We start from the raw sequence: 23,354 nt of genomic DNA on the forward strand, positions 1-23,354 counted from the left end.
GTTGATTGCTCAATACTGCTGGCGTATCGCCGTCATAAGACGCGCGATTCGCTTTGATCTGCCGAAGCTGATCAGTAAGTTTGCCGCGATCGCTCGCGGCTGTATTATTGACGTTTTGCTGTTCAGTTTTCAAGGTTCATGTTGTGCGCCTTGTTTTGGCGACTTGATTACTATATCCTTTTTAAAACCTGATGTCAATACTATTTCAAAATATTTTTATCGGCTTGTTTCGAGGACATTTACAACTATAAACCGCGCGCTTGAAAAAATCAAGTGCTTTTCCAAAAAAAGATTTTTCTAATTTTTCTATAGTCAGTGATGAAGAACAAAAGGCCAGCTATTACAATACTCCCGCCAATAATTTGTGTGCCGCTGACTAACTCTCCTAGAATGAAGTACGCTAAAATCGCCGCACCTACTGGTTCAAATAGGATAGCTATCGAAATTACATTTGTGCTTACCCATTTCACTGCCCAATTGAACAGAGTATGTCCCAAAAGATTAGGGATGATAGCTAGTAATAGAAACCACATCCACTCTTCCTTCGGATAAGGACCAAACGACTCCCCTTTTGCAAGGATATAAAAGAATAGCGATATAGTACTGAAACCATAAACAATAAATGTATATGTAACTAAAGATAATCGTTTTCGCACATCTTGTCCGAATAGTAAATACGCTGTAATCAATGCGCAAGCAATAAGTGCAAGGATGTCCCCGAACAAAGCACTTCCACTTACCTGAAAGTCTCCATAAGCAATAACAATACTCCCTGTAATCGCTACTGCTCCAGAAATTAAAGTTTTCGCGGAGAGGCGCTCTTTAAAGAAGAAGTACGTTCCCGTAAATGCAAAAAGCGGCTGCAACGTTACTAGAACAGTGGAACTCGCAACAGAAGTATAATTTAAAGATTCGAACCATAAAATAAAATGGAAAGCCAAAAAGATACCGGCAATCGCTGAGAATATCCAGTCCCTTCTATTTAATTTTTTTATTTCAGGTAGATTGCTATAGAGGAAAACGGGGAGCATCAATAGAATTGAAAACAACATCCGGTAAAAAGCCGTTACGCCTGCATCAGCTGTAGTCATCTTAACGAAAATTGCAGACATCGCAACTGAGATAACTCCGACCAAAATGGGTATATAAGGATGAATCGTCGGTTTTTCCATAAGACACCTCTTGCTACATAAGATTTTAACATCACTTTTCAGTTTGCCATTTGCCGGCTCCTCATTCAACCGCAAAGCGAAATGGAGGTTTGTGATCTTGGAATTTTTCAGCGCACTAGAAATTTCCTCATTCGAAACATTTATGAAATTAACTATCGCCGCTGTTTTAAGTTTAGTTATAGGGTTGGAAAGGGAATTAAAGAGAAAGCCTGTTGGTTTGAAGACAAGTATGGTCATTGCCACCTTCAGCTGTCTATTGACCATTATATCAATTGAATCCGCTTATATTGCAGAGTCGAGCAGCTACGAAGGAGTAAATATTACAATGGATCCGCTACGGCTTGCAGCACAAATTGTTTCAGGAATCGGCTTCCTGGGTGCCGGTGTTATATTGAAACGAGGGAATGATTCGATTTCTGGACTTACGACTGCTGCGATGATCTGGGGAGCTGGAGGAATCGGCATTGCTGTCGCTGCGGGGTTTTATATCGAAGCAATGATGGCAGTTTTGCTAGTGCTTATTGGTATTGAAGTAATACCCCCCCTTCTTTTCCGCTTCGGGCCACAACGGCTGAGACAGACAGAAGCGAAGCTCACCGTGTATGTATCCGGTGAGGACGCTATCAGCGAAGTGATGGACGAACTGAAAGACAGCGGCATGACTATTGAAGACTTGTCAATTCTTCATCCCGAACAGGAAAATGGAACTTTGTACTACAAACTATCGATCCGCATGTCTTATTCGCAAGAAACAGAAACAATTGAACTGTATAGGGAGATTTCTTCTATTGATTGTGTGAAGCAAGTGGATATCGAAATGATTAACTAAAGGAGGAATTTTTTTGGGAGAATTTTTTGGACTCTTAAAGGGAGGAAATAAACCATCTCTTTACGCTGCATTAATCAACACATTTATTGCCATCATGAAAGGCGTTGCCTTTATGTTTACCGGAAATGTCGCCATGTTCGCCGAAACGATGCACTCTATCGGTGACGCGGCGAACCAATATTTTGTATTCATCGGCTCGGCCTTATCGAAAAAAGCTCCGACAAAACGGTTCCCTAATGGTTTTGGCCGCCTGTTGAATCTAGTTTTGCTTGCGGCAGTTTTGATCGTCGGAATCATGGCTTATGAAACCATCGTTGAAGGTTGGCATCAGATGACACATCCAATCGAAGCGGAAGGTTTTATCATCAGTGTCATTGTATTATCAATCGCAATTTTACTTGAGTTATTCGTGATGTATAAAGCCGGAAAAGAAGTATTGCATGAAGCGGGCGTAAAAGGCGGGGGTCTCTCGCCGTTGACTACAAGCTTTTTGCACTTGAACCGCGCAAAACCCGCTACGAAACTTGTTTTCTTGGAAGATTTGGTTGCTACAGCCGGGGGGATCTTGGCTTTAATCGCTGTCCTGATTGCCCATTATACCGGATTTCTTCAAATCGAAGGTGCAGCATCGATTGCTATCGGTTTCATGATGTTCTATGTAGTAACGAAGATATTCCTGGATAATGCACGGGGTGTCATTGGTGAAACTGATGAACAAATGGTCAATCACATTGCACATCTTCTTTCCGAAAGACCTTCTGTAAAAGATATCCGTGAGCTGGAAGTTGTGAAAGAAGGCGAGTTTCTTCACGTTGAAACTTTAGTGGAAGTTGATCCTAATCTAACCGTTAAAGAAGCTGACGATTTACAGAATCGTTTAGCTGAACTTATCCTAAGCCAGCCTAGCGTAGATGATGTAATCGTTTCACTTGATGCGGACGATGGCGAAAAACACTGGGTCCATGTTAGCAAGCGTCCTGAGTCATTGAAGAAAACCAAATAAAGAAATCCCGATGCATGACGATGCATCGGGATTTCCTTATGTTATAGCGAAGCTTGAAGGATTTTTTCTACATCTTGACCGTTTAATTTGTTAAAGTTGCCGAATTCGCCGTAGACGAGTGTTTTGTCGACGATATCCGAGAAACGGGAATCATCAATGTCGTAATCTTTCAAGCTGCTCGGAGCCCCAATTGATGTCCAGAATTCAACGAGCCGATCGATTCCTTCGTATGCGATTTCTTCATCGGATTTGTTTGCACGGTCGACCCCGAATACGCGAACGGCCATCTGCGCGAACCGTGCCGGGTTAACCGGGACGTTATGCCGCATCCATTGAGGGAACAGAATTGCCAAGCCGCCCGCATGCGGGATGTCATAAATAGCAGAAACTGCATGTTCAATATTATGGGATGCCCAATCCCCGTTATAACCCATCTGCAGGAAGTTGTTAAGACCCATGGTGCCCGCGAACAGAATGGTTTCACGATGTTCATAGCTATCAAGGTCATCCATGAGCTTTGGAGCCGTGTCGATTACTGCACGCAACACGCCCTCGATCATCTGGTCCTGTACCGGCGTGTTAGTTGCATTATGGTAATACTGTTCGAACATATGCGACATCATGTCCACTACTCCGTAAACGGTGTGGTTGCGCGGCACGGATTTCGTGTAGGTTGGGTCCAAAATAGAGAATTTAGGGAATGTCAACGGGCTGCCCCATCCGTATTTTTCTTCCGTTTCTTCATTTGTGATGACAGAACCGGCATTCATTTCAGAGCCGGTTGCAGCCAAGGTCAATACTGTACCAAACGGCAATACTTCTTTGGGCGTTGCTTTACGTGTCACAAAGTCCCATGCGTCGCCGTCGTATTTCGCTCCGGCAGCAATGAGTTTTGTGCAGTCGATGACAGAACCGCCACCAACTGCTAGCAGCATGTCGATATTCTCCTGTTTGCAGATTTCAATTCCCCGTTTTGCGGTCGAAAGGCGCGGGTTTGGCTCTACACCGGAAAGTTCATGAATTTCGACGTCCATTTCGTTCAATGTAGACATGACTTCATCGTAAACACCGTTTTTCTTGATGCTTCCGCCTCCATAAACTACCAATACCTTTTTACCATAATTTGGAATTTCTTTTTTCAGCGCTTCTAATTGGCCTTTGCCGAAAATTAATTTAACAGGATTGTAAAAAGAAAATGCGTTCATGTGATCTCCTCCTCCAAAATACGTTCAGTTTTCATTATGGATTTTCACTTCACAAAAAGCAAAAGTTTGAGCACAAGAAAACCGCCCGGCTAAGGCCAGGCGGTTATTTGTTATACCCATCCACGGAAGCGTGATGCTTCTGCAGTTCTTCTTGCACCGACCATATACGCAGCAAGGCGCATATCGATATTCCGGTTAGTGGCAACGTTGTATACGTTATCAAAAGCTTCCACCAATTTCTTCTCCAGCTTCTCGTCGACTTCTTCCTGTGTCCAGTAATAACCTTGGTTATTCTGTACCCATTCAAAGTACGAAACCGTTACACCGCCGGAACTTGCGAGCACATCAGGGACAAGCAATATTCCGCGATCCGTCAGAATCTTCGTTGCTTCAGCTGTAGTCGGGCCATTTGCAGCTTCAACTACGATAGAAGCTTTGATGTCATGTGCGTTTTCTTCTGTTATCTGGTTAGCGATTGCTGCTGGAACCAGGATATCGCAATCGATTTCGAACAATTCTTTGTTGGTGATGGTATTGTCGAAAAGCGTGGTGACCGTACCAAAGCTGTCGCGGCGGTCGAGGAGATAATCGATATCCAAGCCTTCCGGGTCATGCAATGCACCATAAGCATCGGAAATGCCGACAACTTTAGCGCCTGCATCGTGAAGGAATTTCGCCAAGAAGCTTCCTGCGTTACCGAATCCCTGGATTACGACGCGTGCACCTTTCATGTCAAGGCCACGTTTTTTCGCTGCTTCGTTGATGACGATTGTAACGCCTTGTGCAGTTGCCTTATCGCGGCCTTGAGAGCCACCTAGCACAATTGGCTTACCTGTAATGAATCCTGGTGAGTTGAATTCGTCAATCTTGCTGTATTCGTCGAACATCCAGGCCATGATTTGCGAGTTTGTGAATACATCCGGCGCGGGAATGTCTTTGTTCGGCCCGACAATCTGGCTAATGGCACGTACGTAGCCACGGCTCAGCTTTTCGATTTCGTGCATGGACATTTCGCGCGGATCGCAAATGATTCCGCCTTTACCGCCGCCGTACGGCAAGTCCACGATTCCGCATTTCAATGTCATCCACATGGAAAGTGCGATAACCTCGTCGCGGTTTACGTCGGGGTGGAAGCGTACTCCCCCCTTAGTTGGACCGACAGCATCATTGTGCTGGGCACGGAATCCCGTGAACACTTTGGTTTTCCCATCATCCATCCGGACCGGGATGCGCACTTCCAAGATCCGCATCGGTTCTTTCAGAAGTTCATACATCGAATCTTCGTATCCAAGTTTATCCAATGCAATTTTAATGACATCCTGCGTTGACGTCAACAAGTTCAAGTTTTCAGCCATTGTTTAATTTCGCCTCTTTGTATTTTAGTAATTACCCGCATCTAGTGTAACATGGCAAACTTCCATTTGCCACAAACATTGTTATTTTGTGAACACTTGGTGAATGCGCTCAAGCGCCCAGTCCAGCTCTTCTTTCGTGATGATCAGCGGCGGTGCAAAACGGATAACCGTATCATGCGTTTCCTTGCACAAAAGCCCGAGCTCTTTCAGCTGTTCACAGTAAGGGCGCGCTGCTTCCGTCAATTCCATTCCGATGAACAAGCCGCGTCCGCGGACTTCTTTGATGACAGGATGGTCGATTTTCTTCAATTCATCCATGAAGTAAGTGCCAAGTTCTTGCGAGCGTTCCGTGAGGTTTTCGTCTTGGATGACCTGCATGGAAGCAATGGATACGGCGCACGCTAACGGGTTGCCGCCGAACGTGGAGCCATGTGATCCCGGGTTGAAGACGCCGAGCACTTCATTGTCAGCAACGACGCAAGAGATCGGGAATACCCCGCCGCCAAGTGCTTTTCCAAGAATGTACATATCCGGATCTACATCTTCCCATTCACAAGCGAACATTTTACCGGTACGTGCAAGGCCGCACTGGATTTCGTCAGCAATGAACAATACGTTGTTTTCACGGCAAAGTTCGCGTGCTGCTTTCAAGAAGCCTTTTGGCGGCATGATGATTCCGGCTTCGCCTTGGATCGGCTCGATCAGGAAGGCTGCCGTATTGGGTGTAATCGCATTTTTCAATGCTTCCAAATCGCCAAACGGGACAATATTGATACCTGGTAGCATCGGACCGAAGCCTCGGCGGTATTCAGCGTCTGATGAAAGCGAGACAGCGGTCATCGTACGGCCATGGAAGTTACCTTCACAAGCAATGATTTCCGCTTTTCCATCTTCAACACCTTTGACATCGTATGCCCAGCGTCGAGCTGCTTTGATGGCGGTTTCGACAGCTTCCGCCCCTGTGTTCATCGGCAAGGCCATTTCTTTGCCGGAAATCTTGCAGATCATTTCGTACCATGGTGCCAGTTGGTCGTTATGGAATGCACGCGACGTTAGAGTGACGCGATCGGCTTGGTCTTTCAAAGCCTGGATGATTTTTGGATGGCGATGTCCTTGGTTCACTGCTGAGTAGGCAGAAAGCATGTCCATGAATTTATTGCCTTCTGGATCTGTTACCCAGACGCCTTCCGCCTTCGAGATGACGATCGGCAGTGGATGGTAGTTCTTTGCCCCGTATTGCTCTGTTTTTTCGATGATCGACTGTGTTTGTGTCATTCCAAATTCCTCCTTGAAATTAAGGCGAGATCCGCTGAGCCCTAGAGTCTAATGAAGTAGTCCGCATGGCTGGATGCGCTTAACGGCGCCTTTTTTTAAAAAAAGGCAGACACGGAGTCTGCCTTTTGCGCATCATTATACCATTAAACGAATAATTAAAACATTTCAGAAGTTGTTTGTGCTTGCATATGAAGAACCAAGTAGTCTGGCCCGCCCGCTTTTGAGTCAGTACCGGACATATTGAATCCGCCGAATGGCTGGTATCCGACAATCGCGCCAGTACATCCGCGGTTGAAATACAAGTTACCTACATGGAAGTCTTCACGGGCTTTTTCAAGGTTTTCACGGTTGTTCGTGATGACCGCTCCTGTCAAACCGTATTCAGTGTTGTTGGCGATTTCGATTGCTTCATCAAAGTCTTTCGCTTTCGAGAAGCCTACAACCGGCCCGAAGATTTCTTCCTGCATGATTGTGGAAGTAGGATCCAGATCAGCGATAACTGTCGGGTTGACGAAGAATCCTTTCGAATCGTCTCCATCCCCACCGGCTACTAAACGGCCATCTTTTTTACCGATTTCGATGTAATCCATGATTTTCTTGTAAGCAGCACCGTCGATGACAGGGCCCATGAATTTCGATTGGTCGACTGTGTTGCCGATCGTCAATTCATTCGTCAATTCCACCACGCGCTCGAGAACTTCGTCGTAAACATCCTCAACGATTATTGCACGCGAACAAGCTGAACATTTCTGCCCGCTGAAACCGAATGCCGATTTCACGATGGACTGTGCAGCGAGTTCCAGATCCGCTTCTTTGTCGACGACCATTGTGTCCTTGCCGCCCATTTCGGCGATCAAGCGCTTGATCCAAATTTGGCCTTCATTCACTTTTGCTGAACGTTCAGCAATGCGCAAACCGACTTGGCGGGAGCCCGTGAATGAAATGAAGCGTGTATTCGGGTGATCGACCAAGTAGTCGCCCACTTCAGCGCCAGGACCTGGGATGTAGTTGACGACGCCTTTTGGCATGCCAGCTTCTTCCAGAACTTCGATGAATTTATAAGCGACAACCGGTGTAGTTGATGCAGGTTTTAATAGTACAGTGTTCCCTGCTACCATAGCGGCCACGGTCGTTCCTGCCATGATAGCGAATGCAAAGTTCCATGGGGAAATGACAACGCCGACACCTAGCGGGATATAGTTATAACGGTTATCTTCACCTGGGCGGCTTTCAACTGGCATGCCGTCTTTTAGGCGAAGCATTTGGCGGGCATAGTATTCCATGAAATCGATTGCTTCTGCCGTATCTGCATCCGCTTCGTTCCAAGGCTTGCCTGCTTCTTTTGTCAATAATGCCGAGAATTCGTGTTTTCTGCGTCGCACGATTGCTGCTGCTTTGAACAAGACATCCGCACGTACTTCAGGTTTCACTTTTTTCCATGTTTTGAATGCAGCGTCCGCTTCTTGCATGGCTTTTTCTGCAAGCTCTTTATTTGATTTGGAGACGCGCCCAACGATTTCTTCTTTATCCGCCGGATTGAATGAAACGATTTTGTCTTCAGTCGTTACGCGTTCTCCGCCGATGATTAGCGGGTAATCCTGGCCGAGGTATCCTTCAACCGTTTTCAGGCCTTCCAAGTATGCATTGCGATTCTCCTCGATCGAGAAATCTGTGAATGGTTCATGTTTGTAGGGAATCATTGGGAATCCTCCTTCTAATTGAGCGAGCGCAAAAAAAATTTGCACTCTTAATCTGTTTCCACTTATAATAATGCAAAAGATTATTGCGTTTTTCAAGTATTTTAATCTAAAAAGTCAAAATAATTTTGAGGTGATGGCCATGAACGAACAACAAATGGACTTGGCCCCTTTTTATAAATTCGCTGGAGACCATGTAGCTGTAGGGATACACGCTATCGACAGCAAAGGGAAAACCATTTTGTACAATCGTAAGATGCGGGAAATCGAGGGCTTCGACTTTCAGGAATTAACGGACCGGTCGCTTTTGGAAATGTTCCGCTTTGACCAAACGCAGAGCACTTTGCTGCAAGTTCTGACGAGCGGAACCCCGATCTTGAATATCAAGCAAACGTATTGGAACCGAAAAGGACAGGAGATCACCACCATCAATGATAGTTATCCGGTTTTCGAAAATGGCGCGCTGATCGGGGCGATTGAACTTGCCCGGGATGTGACGACCTTGGAGCGGGTCATTTACCAACCGCTGAAGAAATACGAAGAGCCGATCACTTTCGCCAGCTTGACTGCGGTGTCGGCGAGCATGAAAAACATCATTGCCCGTGCAGAAAAAGCCGCAGCCGCTAAACTGCCTGTGTTATTGGTCGGTGAATCCGGAACCGGCAAAGAGCTGCTCGCAGAAGCGATCCATTCCGCACACGCTTCCGAGCTTCCGATGCATATCCTGTATTGCCACGGCACCGATAGCCGGTTGATCGACGAATTGGATAAGGAAATCGAACGCCTGCAGCACGGCACGATTTATTGTGAGCGCATTGACTTGTTGCCGCGCGCATTGCAGATGCAATTGCTCGAAGTGGTCGAACGGCATGCTTCAGGCGATTGTTATTTTGTTGCAAGCGTCGGCGATGATCCGGTCGAATTGATTTCCTCCAATACCTTGGTGAAAGACCTGTATTATTTCTTCTCGGCGATGACCATCAAAGTCGAGCCGCTGCGCCGCAGGAAAGAAGACATCCTGCCGTTTGTCGATGATTATTTCTCCCGGCACCGCATGAAAGTCGGGTCGGTCATCCGTTCCTTGTCGGATGAAGTCGAAAAATTATTCCTCAGCTATGATTGGCCGGGAAACTTGAAAGAACTCGAATTGCTGTTGGATGAGATCACGTCGCTCGTCACCACACAGGAAATCGTGACGGCGTCCATGCTTCCACACCATTTCAAGTTGAAAACCCAAAGCGGTTCGCTGCAGCCGGAAGATTTCCTGGTCCGTTCCGATAAGGATCTGCTGCCGCTTGAGGAGTATCTGCAGGAAGCGGAAATGTATTATTTGGAGAAAGCGATGGATCTATACGGAGGCAATGTGACTAAAGCTGCCCAGGCGCTCGGCATGAGCCGCCAGAACCTTCAATACCGTTTGCGGAAAATCAAAAAAAACGCACAATCGACTTAATGTCGGTTGTGCGTTTCTTAATATCTTATTGGCCGGAACGTTTGATCCATTCCTGCATTTTGTCTTTCAATGTGTTAAAGCCTTCAGAGTCACTCTCGTTTACATGAGATTGAAGAGATTGACGCGGCTTTTCACTTTTCTGGGCTGCCGGCGGTTGTTCTTGCAACGCGCGGATCGACAAGCTGATTTTTTTTGATTTATCATCGACGTCCAATACTTTCACGTCTACTTCCTGTCCAACAGACAAGTATTCGCTGACTTCTTTCACATAACCGTGCGTGATTTCTGAAATGTGGACAAGCCCTTGTGTTTGGTCGTCCAGTGCAACGAATGCACCGTATGGCTGGATTCCTGTTACTTTGCCGGAGACTTTATCTCCTGCTTGATACGTTTTTGTCATAGTTAACCGCTCCTAGTCTTTATCTAATTACTGTACACCTATTGGCATCTGTATATTATAGCACAAGTTGCATATAAGAGTAAAATCAGTAGCCAGGATACAGCTCAAAGCGCCAGCCTTCAGGCGTCAGGGCCAGCTGGAGATATTCAGACCATTGATTGCCCTCTTCCGTTTTATATAGGAGCTCTACACTGGCTTCCACTTGGTTTTCGATATTCAAATCCGTTGCCGTAAATGACATCGCTTCCAGGTTTTCGAAACCGGCGGATTGGTGGCTGCTGGCAAAATTGCGCCAGAATTGGGCTTCCCGTTCCCCCGCTCCGTCACCAAGCAAAGTATTGGCAACCGCTGTGTTTTCTTCATCTACTGCATGCAATAAAGCGTAAGCGATGACAAGCGGCGAAGTGTTTTTTGGCAATTCTTCTTTGTCCGCTAATGAACGGTAAGCTTCCATCGCCCTTTCCTGCAACTCAGGATCGGGCCCTTGAGAGAATTCTTGTCGTACGTATTGAACGAGCCAAATCTGGTCCTTTTCCGTCACCAATGCCGGCTGCAGCGGAGTGGCTTGGTGAAATCCGACATCCTTCTCTTCGTACATCACCATCGGCTGGATTACTACCTTCTTGTAAATGCGCTGAGCGGCTTCTTGCTGGATTTCAACCCATAGTGCATTTTCCGTCAGTTCAGGAACCGGCTCCCACTCATCCATGTACTGTTTCAGGCTAGGCTTGAGTTCGCTCTCGGCCAAAAGATGGTACATCGTTTCCGGGTCTTTTTCGTGATTGGCATAAAAATAAAGAAGGTAGATATCGAGCGGTTGCACGTCAGCGAGCAAATCGGGATCGTGGGATTTTCCGAAACGCCCGTACAGTTCTTTGACGCGGCTGTATTCAAAATCCGCCAAGTCCACCAGCTCGGACTCCAGCGGGAAATCACCGTTTGGCAAAGTCGCGCCCAGTTCCCCTTGCCGCTCCTGCTCGAGTATCTTTAGGCTGTCGGCATATTCCAGATTCTCTAAAGAATCGGAGTGCTGCCAGCCGCTGCTTTCCATTTCTCCGATCACCGGCAGCAGGATGGCCGCCAATGGGTCGTATAGGGTCAGCGTTTTCCAAAGCTTGCGAATTTCAGGCTTGACGCTGCCGTCCTCATAAATTTCATGTTCTGCGCCTTTGATGATTTGCCAGACGGTCTGTTCATACATGACCTCTATTTCTTCTTTCACCGCGCTGTCAGTTGGCTCTGTGATCAATAGCGATAGCATTGTATGCAAGGTACTGACCAGATGGGACGGTTCCACTAGCCAGCCCTGTTCATCAAAATAGGGGTAAAACCTGAATAGCTGTAAGTAATCAAAGGCAAACGGATGTGTCCGGAATTGCGGAAGCTGCTGCAGCTGGTCAATATCCTTCGTCAGCAAATGCATCCTGCCGGGTTCCGACAGACGAAAACGCAATCCATATTCCGGCCAGGCAGTAAGCAATTGCTCCAGATCAGCTGATGCCTCCGGAATATCTTCCAGCAAAAGCTGCGGCTCGCCGTAATGAGCGGATGCTTCGGGCAAGTGTTCTTCATTGTTCTTTAATACGCTTTCTGCAAAGACCTGCAGTTCGTTTGTTTTCGCAAAATACAATTCCATGAACCTGCCCATTTCATCGACGGGCATATGGCCCGAGTTCGCCAAGGATTCGCCCATCCCCTTTGGCGTCTCGACCATCCAAATCAGTTCTTCCATTTGCTGACTAAAAAGTTCCGCGTCGTCTTTATGCTGCTGCAGATGGCTACGGCTGAACAACTCGTCTTTTTCTCGGTCAGCGCTAGCGACATAGTCAAACTCCGCAAATTCCTCCTCTTCCAAGCCGAGGCGCTGTTTTGCGCTTTCCCTCGTCTCCACGTATTGCGTTTCCATTTCCTTTGCCATTTCCTGTGTCAATTGCCCTTCTGATGCTTCCGAAGCAGGAGGCAGACGGAAACTGTCGAAGAAAAAGGATGCGCCGACGACTCCTGCAAGCAAAGCAAGCGACGCTGCGACCAGCCAGATCGCCGGCTTTTTCACTTTCGGCGCTTGTTCTTTTCGCTGTACGCCAGCGGCTGGGCTTTCTTCCATCGGCGCTTCCCTGTCGGGGAGCTTGATCCGCTTGATGGATTTCTCCAGGAATTGCAGCCGCTGCATCAATTCTCGATGGTCCTCGATAGATAATTTTTCTGCTAATTTCCGCCTCGCCCTGCCCGCTAGTTCCACTAGCTCCCGTTCATCAATGCCAAGCGCCTGTGCGGCAAACGATGATTCACGTCCATTTACCAAATAAAGGACGGCAGCCATTCGTTCATTGAGCGGCAATGACTGGAGCGCCAAATGGCTTTCCCGGTCTTCCCGAAAACCAATTGCGCTCCCATCATTATGCAATGCGGGACTATGCGCCAATTGCGCTGCAGCGGCGCGATGAAGCTCCAACTCTAAATTGCCGGCTGCTACTTCACCGGCGGCAATAGCCAGGATCCGGTTGAACAACGCATCCGTCTGGTCTGCTGCCATTCCGTTTTGATAGGCGAATCGCCTAAGCTCTTCTTCCAACTGAGCCATTTCCCGGTCTTCGCTCCGATTATTCCCGCTTGCTGGATTGCTGTTTTTATCCATCTCCCCATCAGCTCTCTTTCCGGTGAGTTTCCTTTTATTTCTATTATACAGAAGAAATTCAATGCATTTTTAAATAATTCTATTTTTTTATGGAGTGCTCGTGTAAAATAGTGAAATCTAATCGATTTAGGAGGAACCAATTATGAAAGCACGTGAACAATGGACGTCCAAGATCGGTTTCATACTCGCAGCAGCCGGCAGTGCAATCGGCCTCGGGGCGATCTGGAAGTTCCCATACGAAACCGGCGCAAACGGGGGCAGCGTTTTTATTTTGCTGTTCATCCTGAGCACCGTCTTGATCGGCTTGCCGATTTTGCTTGCTGAATTCGTCATCGGGCGCCGCGGCCAGGCAGACGCCGTCAGCGGACTTAAAAAACAAGCACCCGGAAAGCCGTGGTATTTGATCGGCTGGTCCGGATTCATTTTTTCTTTCTTGATCCTTTCCTTCTACAGTGTCGTCGGGGGCTGGGTGCTGTCATACCTGGTACGCGCCGTCACCTTGCAATTGTCGGGGCTTGGCGATGAAGATTTTGCCGAGCTGTTCGGCGGCATCATCAGTAACCCATGGGAAGTGCTGATCGCACAAGCGGCGTTCATGGCGCTGACTATCTGGATCGTCCAAGGCGGCATCAAGTCGGGCATCGAACGCGCCAGCAAAATCATGATGCCGGCCCTGCTCCTTTTCTTCGTCGTCTTGATGATTCGTTCATTGACACTTGACGGGGCGATGGAAGGCGTGCGCTTCATGTTTGTGCCCGACTGGTCGTTCTTCAATTTCGAAACGGCTTTGGTGGCACTTGGACAAGCGTTCTTCTCCTTAAGTGTCGGCGTTGCCGGAATGATCACGTATGCTTCCTATTTAAAGAAATCCGAGAACTTGACGCGGTCAGCTGTCAGTGTCGTATCGCTGAACATCATCATTTCCATCATGGCCGGACTGATCATTTTCCCGGCAGTATTCGCACTTGATTATTTGCCGGATCAGGGGCCAGGGCTTGTCTTCATCATCTTGCCGGCCATTTTCGATCAGTTGTTCATGGGGCAATTCCTGATCATCATTTTCTTCATCCTGTTGCTGTTCGCCACCTTGACCTCATCCATCTCGATGCTTGAGATCACCGTATCAATCGCGGTCAAAAATAAATACGACCGCCGCCGCCGTTTGGCATTCATCATCGGCATGGCGATCTTCGTTGTGGGAATCCCGAGCGCTTTGTCATTCGGCGTCATGAGCGAGCCAGTATTCTTCGGCTACACATTCTTTGATTTCGTTGACATCTTGACGAGCCGCATCGGCTTGCCGCTCGGCGCATTGTTCATCTCCCTGTTTGCGGGATATGTCCTGAGCAATAAAGATGCGCATGATGAATTGACCCAGCAGCAGACGTGGGTCGAAGTATGGCGCGTGCTGGTCCGCTATGTTGCGCCAGTTGCCATCATCGTTGTGTTTATCAATGGAATCATTGATATTTTCTCCTGATGCCATTGTTCGAAAAATGCCACAACTCTTTATGTAAGAAAACGCTCCCGCATGGTATGATAGAGCTAGAAGGAAGTCTTTAAGAAAAGGAGTGTATGACTTTGAAAAAAGATTTGCACACCCAATTGAAAATGCTGCGGGAAGAGCGCAACCTGTCGCTTGATGATTTGTCTTTGAAGACACGCATCGGCACTGCACGCCTTGAATCCTATGAGAGCGGCGAAGAAGTACCATCTGTCCAAACGATCCTCGTTCTGTCGAACGCACTGGAAGTACCCGCTTCCAACTTGCTTGACGGACTGGAGACACCAAAATAAAAAAGCTTCGGCAATGCGCCGAAGCTTTTTTATTTCGCTTTTTTAAATGATGTGTTTTTCTTCGTACTTTACAGCCAATAACTTATAGGAAACTTCCACGCACTTTTCCAACGGAATCCATTGCTTGAACGAAAACCCGTAGATTTCCTGGATCGCTTTCGCTAAATCGGACGGATGGTCGATAGCGTGCAAGCTGTCGATGACATCGGCTGCTTCTGCCCCGTATTTACCCATGCCGACCGAGAACGGGTCCCACCCTTCAAGGATCCTTAATGCCCTTTTATCCATTTCAACCGTATCCATTCGTTTTCACCTATCATTCCTGTATCGTTAAAAGCTATAATATCATAGAAACCAAAAAGAAATGAGGAGATTGCTTTGAATTTGTTCGAACAAGTGCATGACCGCAGGAAGACCCGTTCCGTCAAATGGGAACGGATGGAGAAAGTCTATGGCATCGATGATGCATCCGGCATATTGCCGATGTGGGTAGCCGATATGGACTTTCCGGCTCCACCTCCAGTGACAGACGCTTTGCGAGAACGATTGGAACCTCCGATTTTCGGTTATTCATACATATGCGAGGAATGCAAAACGGCTGCTGCGCACTGGCTGGAAAAGCGTCACGGTTTAACGGTGGAAACGGAGTGGATGCTGTTTCATCAAGGCGTCATCCCAGCCATGGCAAGCATCATCGATGTCTTTACCGAATCCGGTGATCATGTACTGGTTACGCCGCCTGTCTATCCGCCATTTTTTTCTATCCCTAAAAACCTGGGACGCGGGGTGCTATATTCCGAATTAACAGAGCAGGACGGCGAATACGCCATCGATTGGGTTGATTTTGAAGCCAAACTCGAAAAAGCACGGTTATTCATTTTGTGCAATCCACATAACCCGGGCGGCAAATTGTGGACTCCGGCGGAACTGGAGAACATCGTCCAGTTATGCGCACGCCACGATGTCTTGATCCTATCGGATGAAATCCATAGCGATTTGATCCATACAGGTGAAACCCATACACCGCTTCTTTCGGTTGCCGGCAGTGAACAGGATCGCATTTTCACATGTATCGCCCCAACGAAAACATTCAACCTGGCCGGCATCCAAGCGGCCATGATCGTCGCTTCTGACCCAGATAGGCGCCTGCGTTTGGAACAGCATATGCAAGCACATGGCACCGGCTCGTTGAATGCTTTTGCGCCTGTTGCATGGAAAGCTGCATATGAACAGGGGGAACCGTGGCTGAACGAGCTGCTCGAAGTATTAGCGCATCATATCGATTATGGGGTGGAGCGGCTCGAACGTGAAGCGCCTGGCTTGAAGGTCCGGAAGCCCCAGTCGACTTATTTATTGTGGATCGATTACCGTGCGCTGGGCTTCACTGAAGAAGAAGTGATGAAGCGCCTGCTGGAAATTGGAAAAGTGGCGCTTGAACCCGGTTCGAAATACAGGGAAGCTGGCCGCGGATTCCTGCGCATGAATATCGCCTGCCCGACACAGACTTTGGAAGATGGTGTGGGCCGGGTTGTCCGTTCACTTCGGTAAAGCTTCCCTATAAACAAAGAAAAAAAGCTATCACATTCGATAGCTTTTTTTCTTATTGCTCGATGATGTCAATCGATTCGATAACAACGTCTTCAAGCGGTTTATCATTTTGGCCCTTTTCGACTGCAGCGATTTGGTCGACGACGTCCATGCCTTCATCGACCTGGCCGAAGACGGTGTGCAATCCATCCAGCCAAGGCGTTCCGCCCATTTCTTCGTATGCGGCAGTGATTTCCTCTGGGTAATCGGCGGCACTACCTTCTTTTATTTCTTTTGCCTGCACGATAAAGAATTGGCTGCCATTCGTTCCCGGACCGGCATTCGCCATCGACAAGGCGCCGCGGAAGTTGAATAACCGATCGCTGAATTCGTCTTCGAACGGCTCACCATAAATACTTTCGCCGCCGCTTCCGGTGCCTGTCGGATCACCGCCCTGCAACATGAAGTTTTCGATTACCCGATGGAAAATGACCCCATCATAATACCCGGACTCGGCATGGCCCAGGAAATTCTCCACCGCTTTCGGTGCGATTTCTGGGAACAGCCTGATGCGGATCGTGCCTTCTGATGTATTCATATCGACTACCGTTTCTTCCGTTATGCCTTGTTCAAGCTGCGGATAGCCTTGCACTTCTTCTGTTGAATCGGATTCCGTGCCGCTTGTCCCTTGTTCTTCCGTATTTCCACAAGCTGCCAGCGCAATAGCAGCAATCAAGAGGATTACTAGCCAACCATATTTTTTCATTTCGTTTCACCCCGCTTTATTCTAGCATAGAATTATTCAGAATACAGCGGTAATTTGTTCTGCTTTTTTCGTGTAACGAACTATTATATAATATAGGAAGAGTTTTGGTTTTCAGAAAGAAGGGGTTCCAACTGGATACTCAAAAAAGAAATTTCTACATCATCATGTTCACCAATTTCCTGGTCGCCGGCAGCACGACGATGATCATGCCGTTTCTATCGCTATACATCGAATCGCTCGGCAATTTTTCGGATGAATATGTGCAGCGCTGGTCAGGGCTAGTGTTTGGCGTAACTTTCGTTGCCGCCCTGTTCATGTCGCCGGTATGGGGGCGCATCGCCGACAAATACGGCTTCAAGCCGATATTGATCATCAACGGCTTCGGGATTGCCACCAGCATCTTTTTAATGGGGACGGCCGATTCCGTGCTGGGGTTGTTCATGATCCGCTTGTTTATGGGAGTCGTCACGGGATTCATCCCGACTTCGCTCGCCTTTGTCAGCTCGCAGACGTCCAAGGAGACGGCCGGCAAAACGCTTGGCACACTGCAGATGGGCAGTGTATCGGGGACTTTGTTCGGGCCGGTACTTGGCGGCTTGATGGCGGATGCGTTCGGCTTCACTTACACCTTCCTCATCACCGCCACGATTATCGGTATCGCTGCATTGTTTGTCGTCTTCGGGCTGAAGGAAATCCGCAAGCCGAAACGAAAAGATGCCCATGTCTATGCGCGAAGCACGGTCATCCATGGCATCCTGCACCACCGTTTGCTGCTGAATGTCATGATCATCACGGCATTAATCCAAATCGGCAATTTCAGCATCCAGCCCTTGCTATCTTTATACGTGGCGGAATTGACGGAAGGCACCGCACAAGTGGCCTTTCTTGCAGGTGTCACATTCAGCGCGACAGGGGTCGGCAATTTGCTGTTCGCTAGGCTTTGGGGACGGCTGGGAGATTCGGTCGGTTATGAGAAGATTCTCGGCTTGCTTTTGCTGCTTGCATTCTTGTTCATCATTCCGCAAGCTTTCGTCACTGAGTTATGGCAGCTCATCGTCCTGCGCCTATTCTTCGGTGTAGCGGTCGGCGGCATGATCCCGACTACAACGGCATTGATGCGCCGCGAAGCGCCGATCGACATCCAGGGCGAAGTAATGGGTTATAATACGAGTTTCCGCTTTCTCGGAAATATCGTCGGCCCGATGTTCGGCGGTATCGTCAGCGGGTTTATCGGGATTTCCTCGGTATTTATCGTGACGGGCACATTATTCGTTCTCGCCTTCGCTTTCCTCTGGTATACAAAAAAACAACCGGAACAGGATTTCGAAGACGTCCTTTTAGAACAGGAATTGAAACATTCCTAGCTATGCCCCATAACACCTGTTGAAGGAAAAAAACTTCCTTTCACAGGTGTTTTTTATGCGCTTTTTTAAATTCGCAATTTTCAGATTTCTGAGTTTCTTCCTATTTCAAAACACACGAAATCTTCACGCGCTTCCTCATCACCTCAAGGGTGTGCGGTGCAAAACCGCTCTCAATGCGTTATACTTTTTAATTAGAAACTCATCACGTACCACTTTGGAAGGAGGATTCATTTGTCTCTTGTATTTCTGATTTTCATACCGATCCTTGCAGCGCTGTTTATACCGCTGCTATTCAAGCGGCTCGGCCAGATCCATACAGGCTGGTTCGTTTTGCTGGTGCCGGCAGCGCTGTTCTTATACTATGCCACCCGTCTTCCCTCAGTTATGGAAGGTGGCACTTATGTATCTGAACTTTCCTGGATCCCTTCCCTCGATATTGCCTTTGTCGCGTATCTCGATGGGTTGAGTTTATTGTTCACCTTGCTGATCACCGGTATCGGCGCACTCGTCGTGCTGTACTCGATTTTCTATTTGGACAAGCACCGCGAACAATTACATAATTTCTATGTGTATCTTTTGATCTTCATGAGCGCCATGCTTGGCGTCGTGCAGTCGGATCACTTGATCACGCTGTACTTGTTCTGGGAATTGACTTCGATTTCCTCATTCCTGCTGATCGCCTATTGGTATACGCGCGACCGTTCCAGATTTGGCGCATTGAAGTCGATGATGATTACCGTCTTCGGCGGGTTGATGATGCTTGGGGGCTTTGTGTTGCTCAGCATCATGGGCGGCACGTATTCAATCCGTGAATTAATCGCCCAGGCTCCGGAACTCGCCCAGCACGATTTCTTCATCTGGGCATTGGTTCTTGTACTGCTCGGTGCATTTACGAAATCGGCACAGTTTCCATTCTATATCTGGTTGCCGGACGCGATGGAAGCGCCGACGCCAGTCAGTGCCTATCTCCACTCCGCGACGATGGTCAAAGCCGGCATTTATTTAGTCGCCCGCTTGACCCCTGTGTTCGCCTTATCTGAAGTGTGGATGTGGCTCGTCGCCGGCGTCGGGTTATTCACGATGGTATGGGCATCGTTCTTTGCCTTGAAGCAAACGGACTTGAAAGGGATCTTGGCCTTCTCGACCGTCTCCCAGCTCGGGCTGATCATGTCCTTGCTTGGTGTTGCTGCAGCCGCTTACCACGTCGAAGGCGCTGCTGATACTTATCTTAAATACGCAGCGTTCGCGGCGATTTTCCATTTGATCAACCACGCAACTTTCAAAGGAAGCCTGTTCATGATCGCGGGTATCGTCGACCACGAAACAGGAACGCGCGACATCCGAAAACTCGGCGGTTTGATGAGTTTGATGCCTGTCAGTTTCACCGTCGCATTGATCGGCTCCTTGTCGATGGCAGGCCTTCCGCCTTTCAACGGCTTCCTCAGTAAAGAGATGTTCTTGACGGCGATGCTATCGCTGCAGGAATTCAATATGTTCTCGATGGACGTCTGGTGGGTCTTGTTCCCGATCATCGCTTGGGTCGGCTCGGTCTTTACGTTCATCTATAGCTTGTATTTCGTGTTCCACACTTTCGCCGGCAAACACCAGCCGGAGCAATTGCCGAAACAAGCGCACGAGGCACCGATCGGCATGCTTATTTCACCGGTCTTCCTTGCCGCGTTGGTCGTAATGATTTTCTTCATTCCGAACTTGATCGGCGATTGGCTTGTCAAACCGGCCGTTGCCGCCATCCAGCCGTTCCTTTATGATTCGCCGCAGAATGTGGACATCCATGTTTCCGCTTGGCACGGCTTCAATACCGAATTGTTCATGACGCTCGGTATTTTTGCCATCGGCGGCTTGATGTTCTGGACGCTGCGTAAATGGCAGCACCTCTACGACCTGTATCCGGATGCCATTTCACTCAACCGCCTTTACGATGAAATGATGCTGCTCAGCGGCGGAGGGGCCAACCGCTTCTCACGTATTTACATGACTGGCTTTATCCGGTCATATCTCGTCTATATGTTCAGCTTCATGACCTTCATTGTGTTGCTGACTTTGTTCTTGAACGAAGCTTTCCAGATCGACTTCAGCAATTTAGCGCCAATTGGCGTCTATGAAATCGTCATCCTGCTGGCTTTGGTCGGTGCGACTTTAACGATTCTCGGCTCCAAGTCCCGCCTGACCGCAATTATCGCGCTGGGTGCTGTGGGCTATTCGATTGCGTTATTATTCGTCATCTTCCGCGCACCCGACTTGGCGTTGACGCAACTCGTCATCGAAACTATCTCGGTCGCCTTGTTCTTGCTGGCGTTCTACCATTTGCCGCAAATCAGCCGCAAAGAAGAGCGCATGAAATTCCGTTTCGGCAATGCACTCGTCGCACTTGCCGTAGGCGTCACGATGACCTTGGTCGCCTTGTCGGCCCATTCACAGAAAGCCTTGCCTTCGATTTCCGAGTTCTACAAGGAAACGGTTTACTCGGAAGCAGGCGGCGGAAATATCGTCAACGTCATTCTCGTTGATTACCGCGGCTTTGATACCTTGTTCGAGATTGCAGTGCTTGGCATTGCGGGCATCGGGATTATTACGATGATCCGCCTTCGCCTCACGAAAAAGGAGGGTCAGCATGAGAACAAATGATGTCATGCTTCAAACCGCCACAAAAGTGGTGACCTTCATCATCCTGATGTTTGCTGTCCATATTTTCTTCGCCGGGCATTATACGCCAGGCGGCGGGTTTGTCGGGGGGCTGTTGACTGCAAGCGCCATCGTCTTATTGATGCTTGCATTCGATATCCCGACTATCAAGAAAATCCTGCCGATCAATTACGTTGTGCTGACAGCTGTCGGCTTGTTGATTGCCATCGCAACTGCCAGCGCCTCGATCATTTTTGATGTCCCATTCTTCACACACGCCTATGATTATTTCGATCTGCCGCTGTTCGGTAAAACTTCCCTGCACTCGGCATTGCTATTTGATATAGGCGTCTATTTGGTTGTTGTAGGAGTAACGATGACCATTATTCAAACGATTGGAGAGGATGAATAATGGAAATAGTCATGTCGGTTGCCATCGGCTTATTGTTCATGGCAGCTGTATATTTAATGCTATCGAAAAGTTTGATCCGCATCATTATCGGCACCGGCCTCTTGAGCCACGGCGCACATCTTTTACTATTGACAATGGGTGGCCTTGGCGGCACCGCGCCGCCGGTCGTGGCGGATGGGGTTTCGGCAGCCGAGTATGCCGATCCTCTGCCACAGGCGCTGATCCTGACAGCGATCGTCATCTCGTTCGCGGTCACGTCCTTCTTCCTGGTGCTCGCTTATCGCGCATACCAGGAACTCGGCACAGACAATATGGAGCTATTGAGAGGTACAGAAGATTATGAGTAACTTAGCCTTGTTCCCAATAGTCATCCCATTGATTTTTGCCGCTATCTTGATGTTGTTCCCTAAAAAGCTGCATATGCAGCGCACAGTGGCGATTGCCGGAGTAGTCACGACACTCGCCTCTGCGCTTATACTATTCTCGAAAGTCAACAGCGACGGCGTCCAAGCCGTCACACTCGGCAGCTGGCCTGCCCCGTTCGGCATTTCCATGGTCTCCGATATGTTCTCGGTACTGCTAGTACTGAGTTCTACTATCGTCACGATGTTCGTGCTGTTCTACAGCATCCCGACAATCGGCGTGAAACGGGAGCAGTCGTTCTACTATCCGGCTGTGCTGTTCTTGATGACCGGAGTCAACGGCGCTTTTACGACAGGCGATATTTTCAACTTATTCGTCTTCATCGAAGTGCTGCTGATGGCTTCCTATGCATTGATCGTACATGGCGGTGAAAAACCGCAGCTGCGCGAATCAATCAAATATTTACTCGTGAATATCATTTCGTCGGCATTGTTCGTTTCAGCGGTCGCGTATTTGTACTCCGTCACCGGAACGCTCAATATGGCCGACTTGGCCGTCAAGATCCCCCAGATTGAAGCGGTCGGCATCCTGACGGTCATTGCCGTCCTGTTCCTGGTCGTCTTCGGTTTCAAAGCGGCGATCTTCCCGCTTTACTTCTGGCTGCCAGGCTCGTATTTTGCCCCGCCAATGGCGATTCTTGCCCTATTCGGCGCCTTGCTCACAAAAGTCGGCGTTTACGCCATCATGAGAACCTATACATTGTTCTTCACGATGAATACCGGATTTACGCATGAATTGCTGGCGATCATCGCAATTTTGACAATCCTTGCAGGCTGCGTCGGGGCGCTCGCGTATTTTGATGTGAAAAAGATCATTATCTATAACATCATCATCGCGGTCGGTGTCATCTTGTTCGGCATCTCGCAAATGAACGCAGCGGGTGTCGAGGGCTCCATTTTCTACTTGGTGCATGATATGCTCATCAAAGCGGCGCTGTTCCTCCTGGTTGGCATCTTGACCGTCATCTTTGGAACGAGCGATTTGCGCAAGATGGGCGGATTGATCAAGAACTATCCAGTCTTTGGCTGGACCTTCCTGGTCGCGGCATTCGGCCTTGCCGGCATTCCCCCGCTAAGCGGGTTCCCAGGCAAACTGCTAATTGTCCAGGGCGGCTTTGAAGGCACCCATTTCTGGGGCAGCCTCGTGATCCTCGCGACCAGCCTTCTCGTGCTGTTAAGCGTTGTGCGGATATTCATCTACGCATTCTGGGGTGAGCCCGCCAGGATTAAAACAATCAATAGAAAACACTATCTGTCGATGTTCGTCCCGACAGCCATCCTTGTCGCCTTGACTGTAGTCCTTGGCGCCGGTGCGGAACTCTTCATGCCGTTCATTTCGGACGCAGGTGAAGTGCTGCTGAATCCATCGCTCTATATTGATGCGGTATTAAAGGAGTAG

General features: G+C 48.5%; 20 protein-coding genes. 11 read left to right on the forward strand and 9 right to left on the reverse strand.

What is annotated here, in order from left to right; all coding sequences use genetic code 11:
- Window positions 1–269 precede the first annotated feature (269 nt).
- Window positions 270–1,172 carry a DMT family transporter gene (locus DP119_RS12470; protein ID WP_112233491.1) on the reverse strand — a complete coding sequence of 301 codons (903 nt, stop codon included), beginning with the start codon at window positions 1,170–1,172 and terminating at the stop codon, window positions 270–272.
- Window positions 1,173–1,269: 97 nt separating this feature from the next.
- Here DP119_RS12470 and DP119_RS12475 point away from each other — a divergent pair, with 97 nt between their 5' ends.
- Window positions 1,270–2,001, forward strand: coding sequence for an MgtC/SapB family protein (locus tag DP119_RS12475; protein WP_112233492.1), 732 nt, complete (start codon window positions 1,270–1,272; stop codon window positions 1,999–2,001).
- 13 nt (window positions 2,002–2,014) lie between these two features.
- The gene (locus DP119_RS12480) at window positions 2,015–3,004 is read left to right on the forward strand and encodes a cation diffusion facilitator family transporter (RefSeq protein WP_112233493.1); all 990 of its coding nucleotides are present in this window, start codon (window positions 2,015–2,017) and stop codon (window positions 3,002–3,004) included.
- 41 nt (window positions 3,005–3,045) lie between these two features.
- Here DP119_RS12480 and DP119_RS12485 read toward each other — a convergent pair whose 3' ends face one another.
- The 4 genes from DP119_RS12485 to pruA form a co-directional block, all read right to left on the reverse strand.
- Window positions 3,046–4,209, reverse strand: a complete 1,164-nt coding sequence (locus tag DP119_RS12485) for an iron-containing alcohol dehydrogenase (RefSeq protein WP_112233494.1) — start codon at window positions 4,207–4,209, stop codon at window positions 3,046–3,048.
- Window positions 4,210–4,319: 110 nt separating this feature from the next.
- On the reverse strand, window positions 4,320–5,564 hold the full coding sequence (locus DP119_RS12490) for a Glu/Leu/Phe/Val family dehydrogenase (protein ID WP_112233495.1): 1,245 nt from the start codon (window positions 5,562–5,564) through the stop codon (window positions 4,320–4,322).
- Between the two features lie 81 nt (window positions 5,565–5,645).
- A complete protein-coding gene (locus DP119_RS12495; RefSeq protein ID WP_112233496.1) occupies window positions 5,646–6,839 on the reverse strand; it encodes an ornithine--oxo-acid transaminase in 1,194 nt (397 codons plus the stop codon).
- A 155-nt stretch (window positions 6,840–6,994) separates the two neighbouring features.
- Window positions 6,995–8,539, reverse strand: a complete 1,545-nt coding sequence (pruA, locus tag DP119_RS12500) for an L-glutamate gamma-semialdehyde dehydrogenase (protein ID WP_112233497.1) — start codon at window positions 8,537–8,539, stop codon at window positions 6,995–6,997.
- Window positions 8,540–8,678: 139 nt separating this feature from the next.
- Between pruA and DP119_RS12505 the strand changes: the two genes are divergently transcribed.
- The gene (locus DP119_RS12505) at window positions 8,679–9,989 is read left to right on the forward strand and encodes a sigma 54-interacting transcriptional regulator (RefSeq protein WP_112233498.1); all 1,311 of its coding nucleotides are present in this window, start codon (window positions 8,679–8,681) and stop codon (window positions 9,987–9,989) included.
- A 25-nt stretch (window positions 9,990–10,014) separates the two neighbouring features.
- Here DP119_RS12505 and yugI read toward each other — a convergent pair whose 3' ends face one another.
- A complete protein-coding gene (gene yugI, locus DP119_RS12510) occupies window positions 10,015–10,389 on the reverse strand; it encodes a S1 domain-containing post-transcriptional regulator GSP13 (RefSeq protein WP_112233499.1) in 375 nt (124 codons plus the stop codon).
- Window positions 10,390–10,474: 85 nt separating this feature from the next.
- Complete coding sequence (locus DP119_RS12515; protein ID WP_112233500.1) at window positions 10,475–13,024, reverse strand: hypothetical protein; 2,550 nt, start codon at window positions 13,022–13,024, stop codon at window positions 10,475–10,477.
- 142 nt (window positions 13,025–13,166) lie between these two features.
- Between DP119_RS12515 and DP119_RS12520 the strand changes: the two genes are divergently transcribed.
- On the forward strand, window positions 13,167–14,504 hold the full coding sequence (locus DP119_RS12520) for a sodium-dependent transporter (RefSeq protein WP_112233501.1): 1,338 nt from the start codon (window positions 13,167–13,169) through the stop codon (window positions 14,502–14,504).
- Window positions 14,505–14,605: 101 nt separating this feature from the next.
- On the forward strand, window positions 14,606–14,821 hold the full coding sequence (locus tag DP119_RS12525) for a helix-turn-helix domain-containing protein (protein ID WP_175578541.1): 216 nt from the start codon (window positions 14,606–14,608) through the stop codon (window positions 14,819–14,821).
- Window positions 14,822–14,863: 42 nt separating this feature from the next.
- Here the strand turns inward: DP119_RS12525 and DP119_RS12530 are convergent, their stop codons facing one another.
- Window positions 14,864–15,124 carry a DUF1871 family protein gene (locus DP119_RS12530; protein ID WP_112233502.1) on the reverse strand — a complete coding sequence of 87 codons (261 nt, stop codon included), beginning with the start codon at window positions 15,122–15,124 and terminating at the stop codon, window positions 14,864–14,866.
- A gap of 75 nt (window positions 15,125–15,199) precedes the next feature.
- On the opposite strand from DP119_RS12530, the gene DP119_RS12535 reads away from it, so the two are divergent.
- Window positions 15,200–16,369 carry a MalY/PatB family protein gene (locus tag DP119_RS12535; protein WP_112233503.1) on the forward strand — a complete coding sequence of 390 codons (1,170 nt, stop codon included), beginning with the start codon at window positions 15,200–15,202 and terminating at the stop codon, window positions 16,367–16,369.
- A gap of 52 nt (window positions 16,370–16,421) precedes the next feature.
- On the opposite strand, the gene DP119_RS12540 is transcribed toward DP119_RS12535, so the two are convergent.
- A complete protein-coding gene (locus tag DP119_RS12540) occupies window positions 16,422–17,114 on the reverse strand; it encodes a peptidylprolyl isomerase (RefSeq protein WP_112233504.1) in 693 nt (230 codons plus the stop codon).
- A gap of 131 nt (window positions 17,115–17,245) precedes the next feature.
- Here DP119_RS12540 and DP119_RS12545 point away from each other — a divergent pair, with 131 nt between their 5' ends.
- The 5 genes from DP119_RS12545 (at window position 17,246) to DP119_RS12565 (ending at window position 23,354) form a co-directional block, all read left to right on the forward strand.
- Window positions 17,246–18,478, forward strand: coding sequence for an MFS transporter (locus tag DP119_RS12545; protein ID WP_112233642.1), 1,233 nt, complete (start codon window positions 17,246–17,248; stop codon window positions 18,476–18,478).
- 231 nt (window positions 18,479–18,709) lie between these two features.
- Window positions 18,710–21,124 carry a Na+/H+ antiporter subunit A gene (locus DP119_RS12550; protein WP_112233505.1) on the forward strand — a complete coding sequence of 805 codons (2,415 nt, stop codon included), beginning with the start codon at window positions 18,710–18,712 and terminating at the stop codon, window positions 21,122–21,124.
- Entirely contained in the window at window positions 21,111–21,533 is a 423-nt protein-coding gene (locus tag DP119_RS12555) for a Na(+)/H(+) antiporter subunit B (protein WP_112233506.1), read from the forward strand. The genes DP119_RS12550 and DP119_RS12555 overlap by 14 nt, the downstream gene beginning before the upstream one ends.
- Entirely contained in the window at window positions 21,533–21,880 is a 348-nt protein-coding gene (locus DP119_RS12560; RefSeq protein WP_112233507.1) for a Na(+)/H(+) antiporter subunit C, read from the forward strand. Before DP119_RS12555 ends, DP119_RS12560 begins: the two co-directional genes overlap by 1 nt.
- Window positions 21,873–23,354 (forward strand): Na+/H+ antiporter subunit D, encoded by a 1,482-nt coding sequence (locus DP119_RS12565; protein WP_112233508.1) that lies wholly within the window; start codon window positions 21,873–21,875, stop codon window positions 23,352–23,354. Before DP119_RS12560 ends, DP119_RS12565 begins: the two co-directional genes overlap by 8 nt.

It is taken from the genome of Planococcus maitriensis (assembly GCF_003289925.1).
In the GTDB taxonomy this organism is placed as follows: Bacteria; Bacillota; Bacilli; order Bacillales_A; family Planococcaceae; genus Planococcus; species Planococcus maitriensis.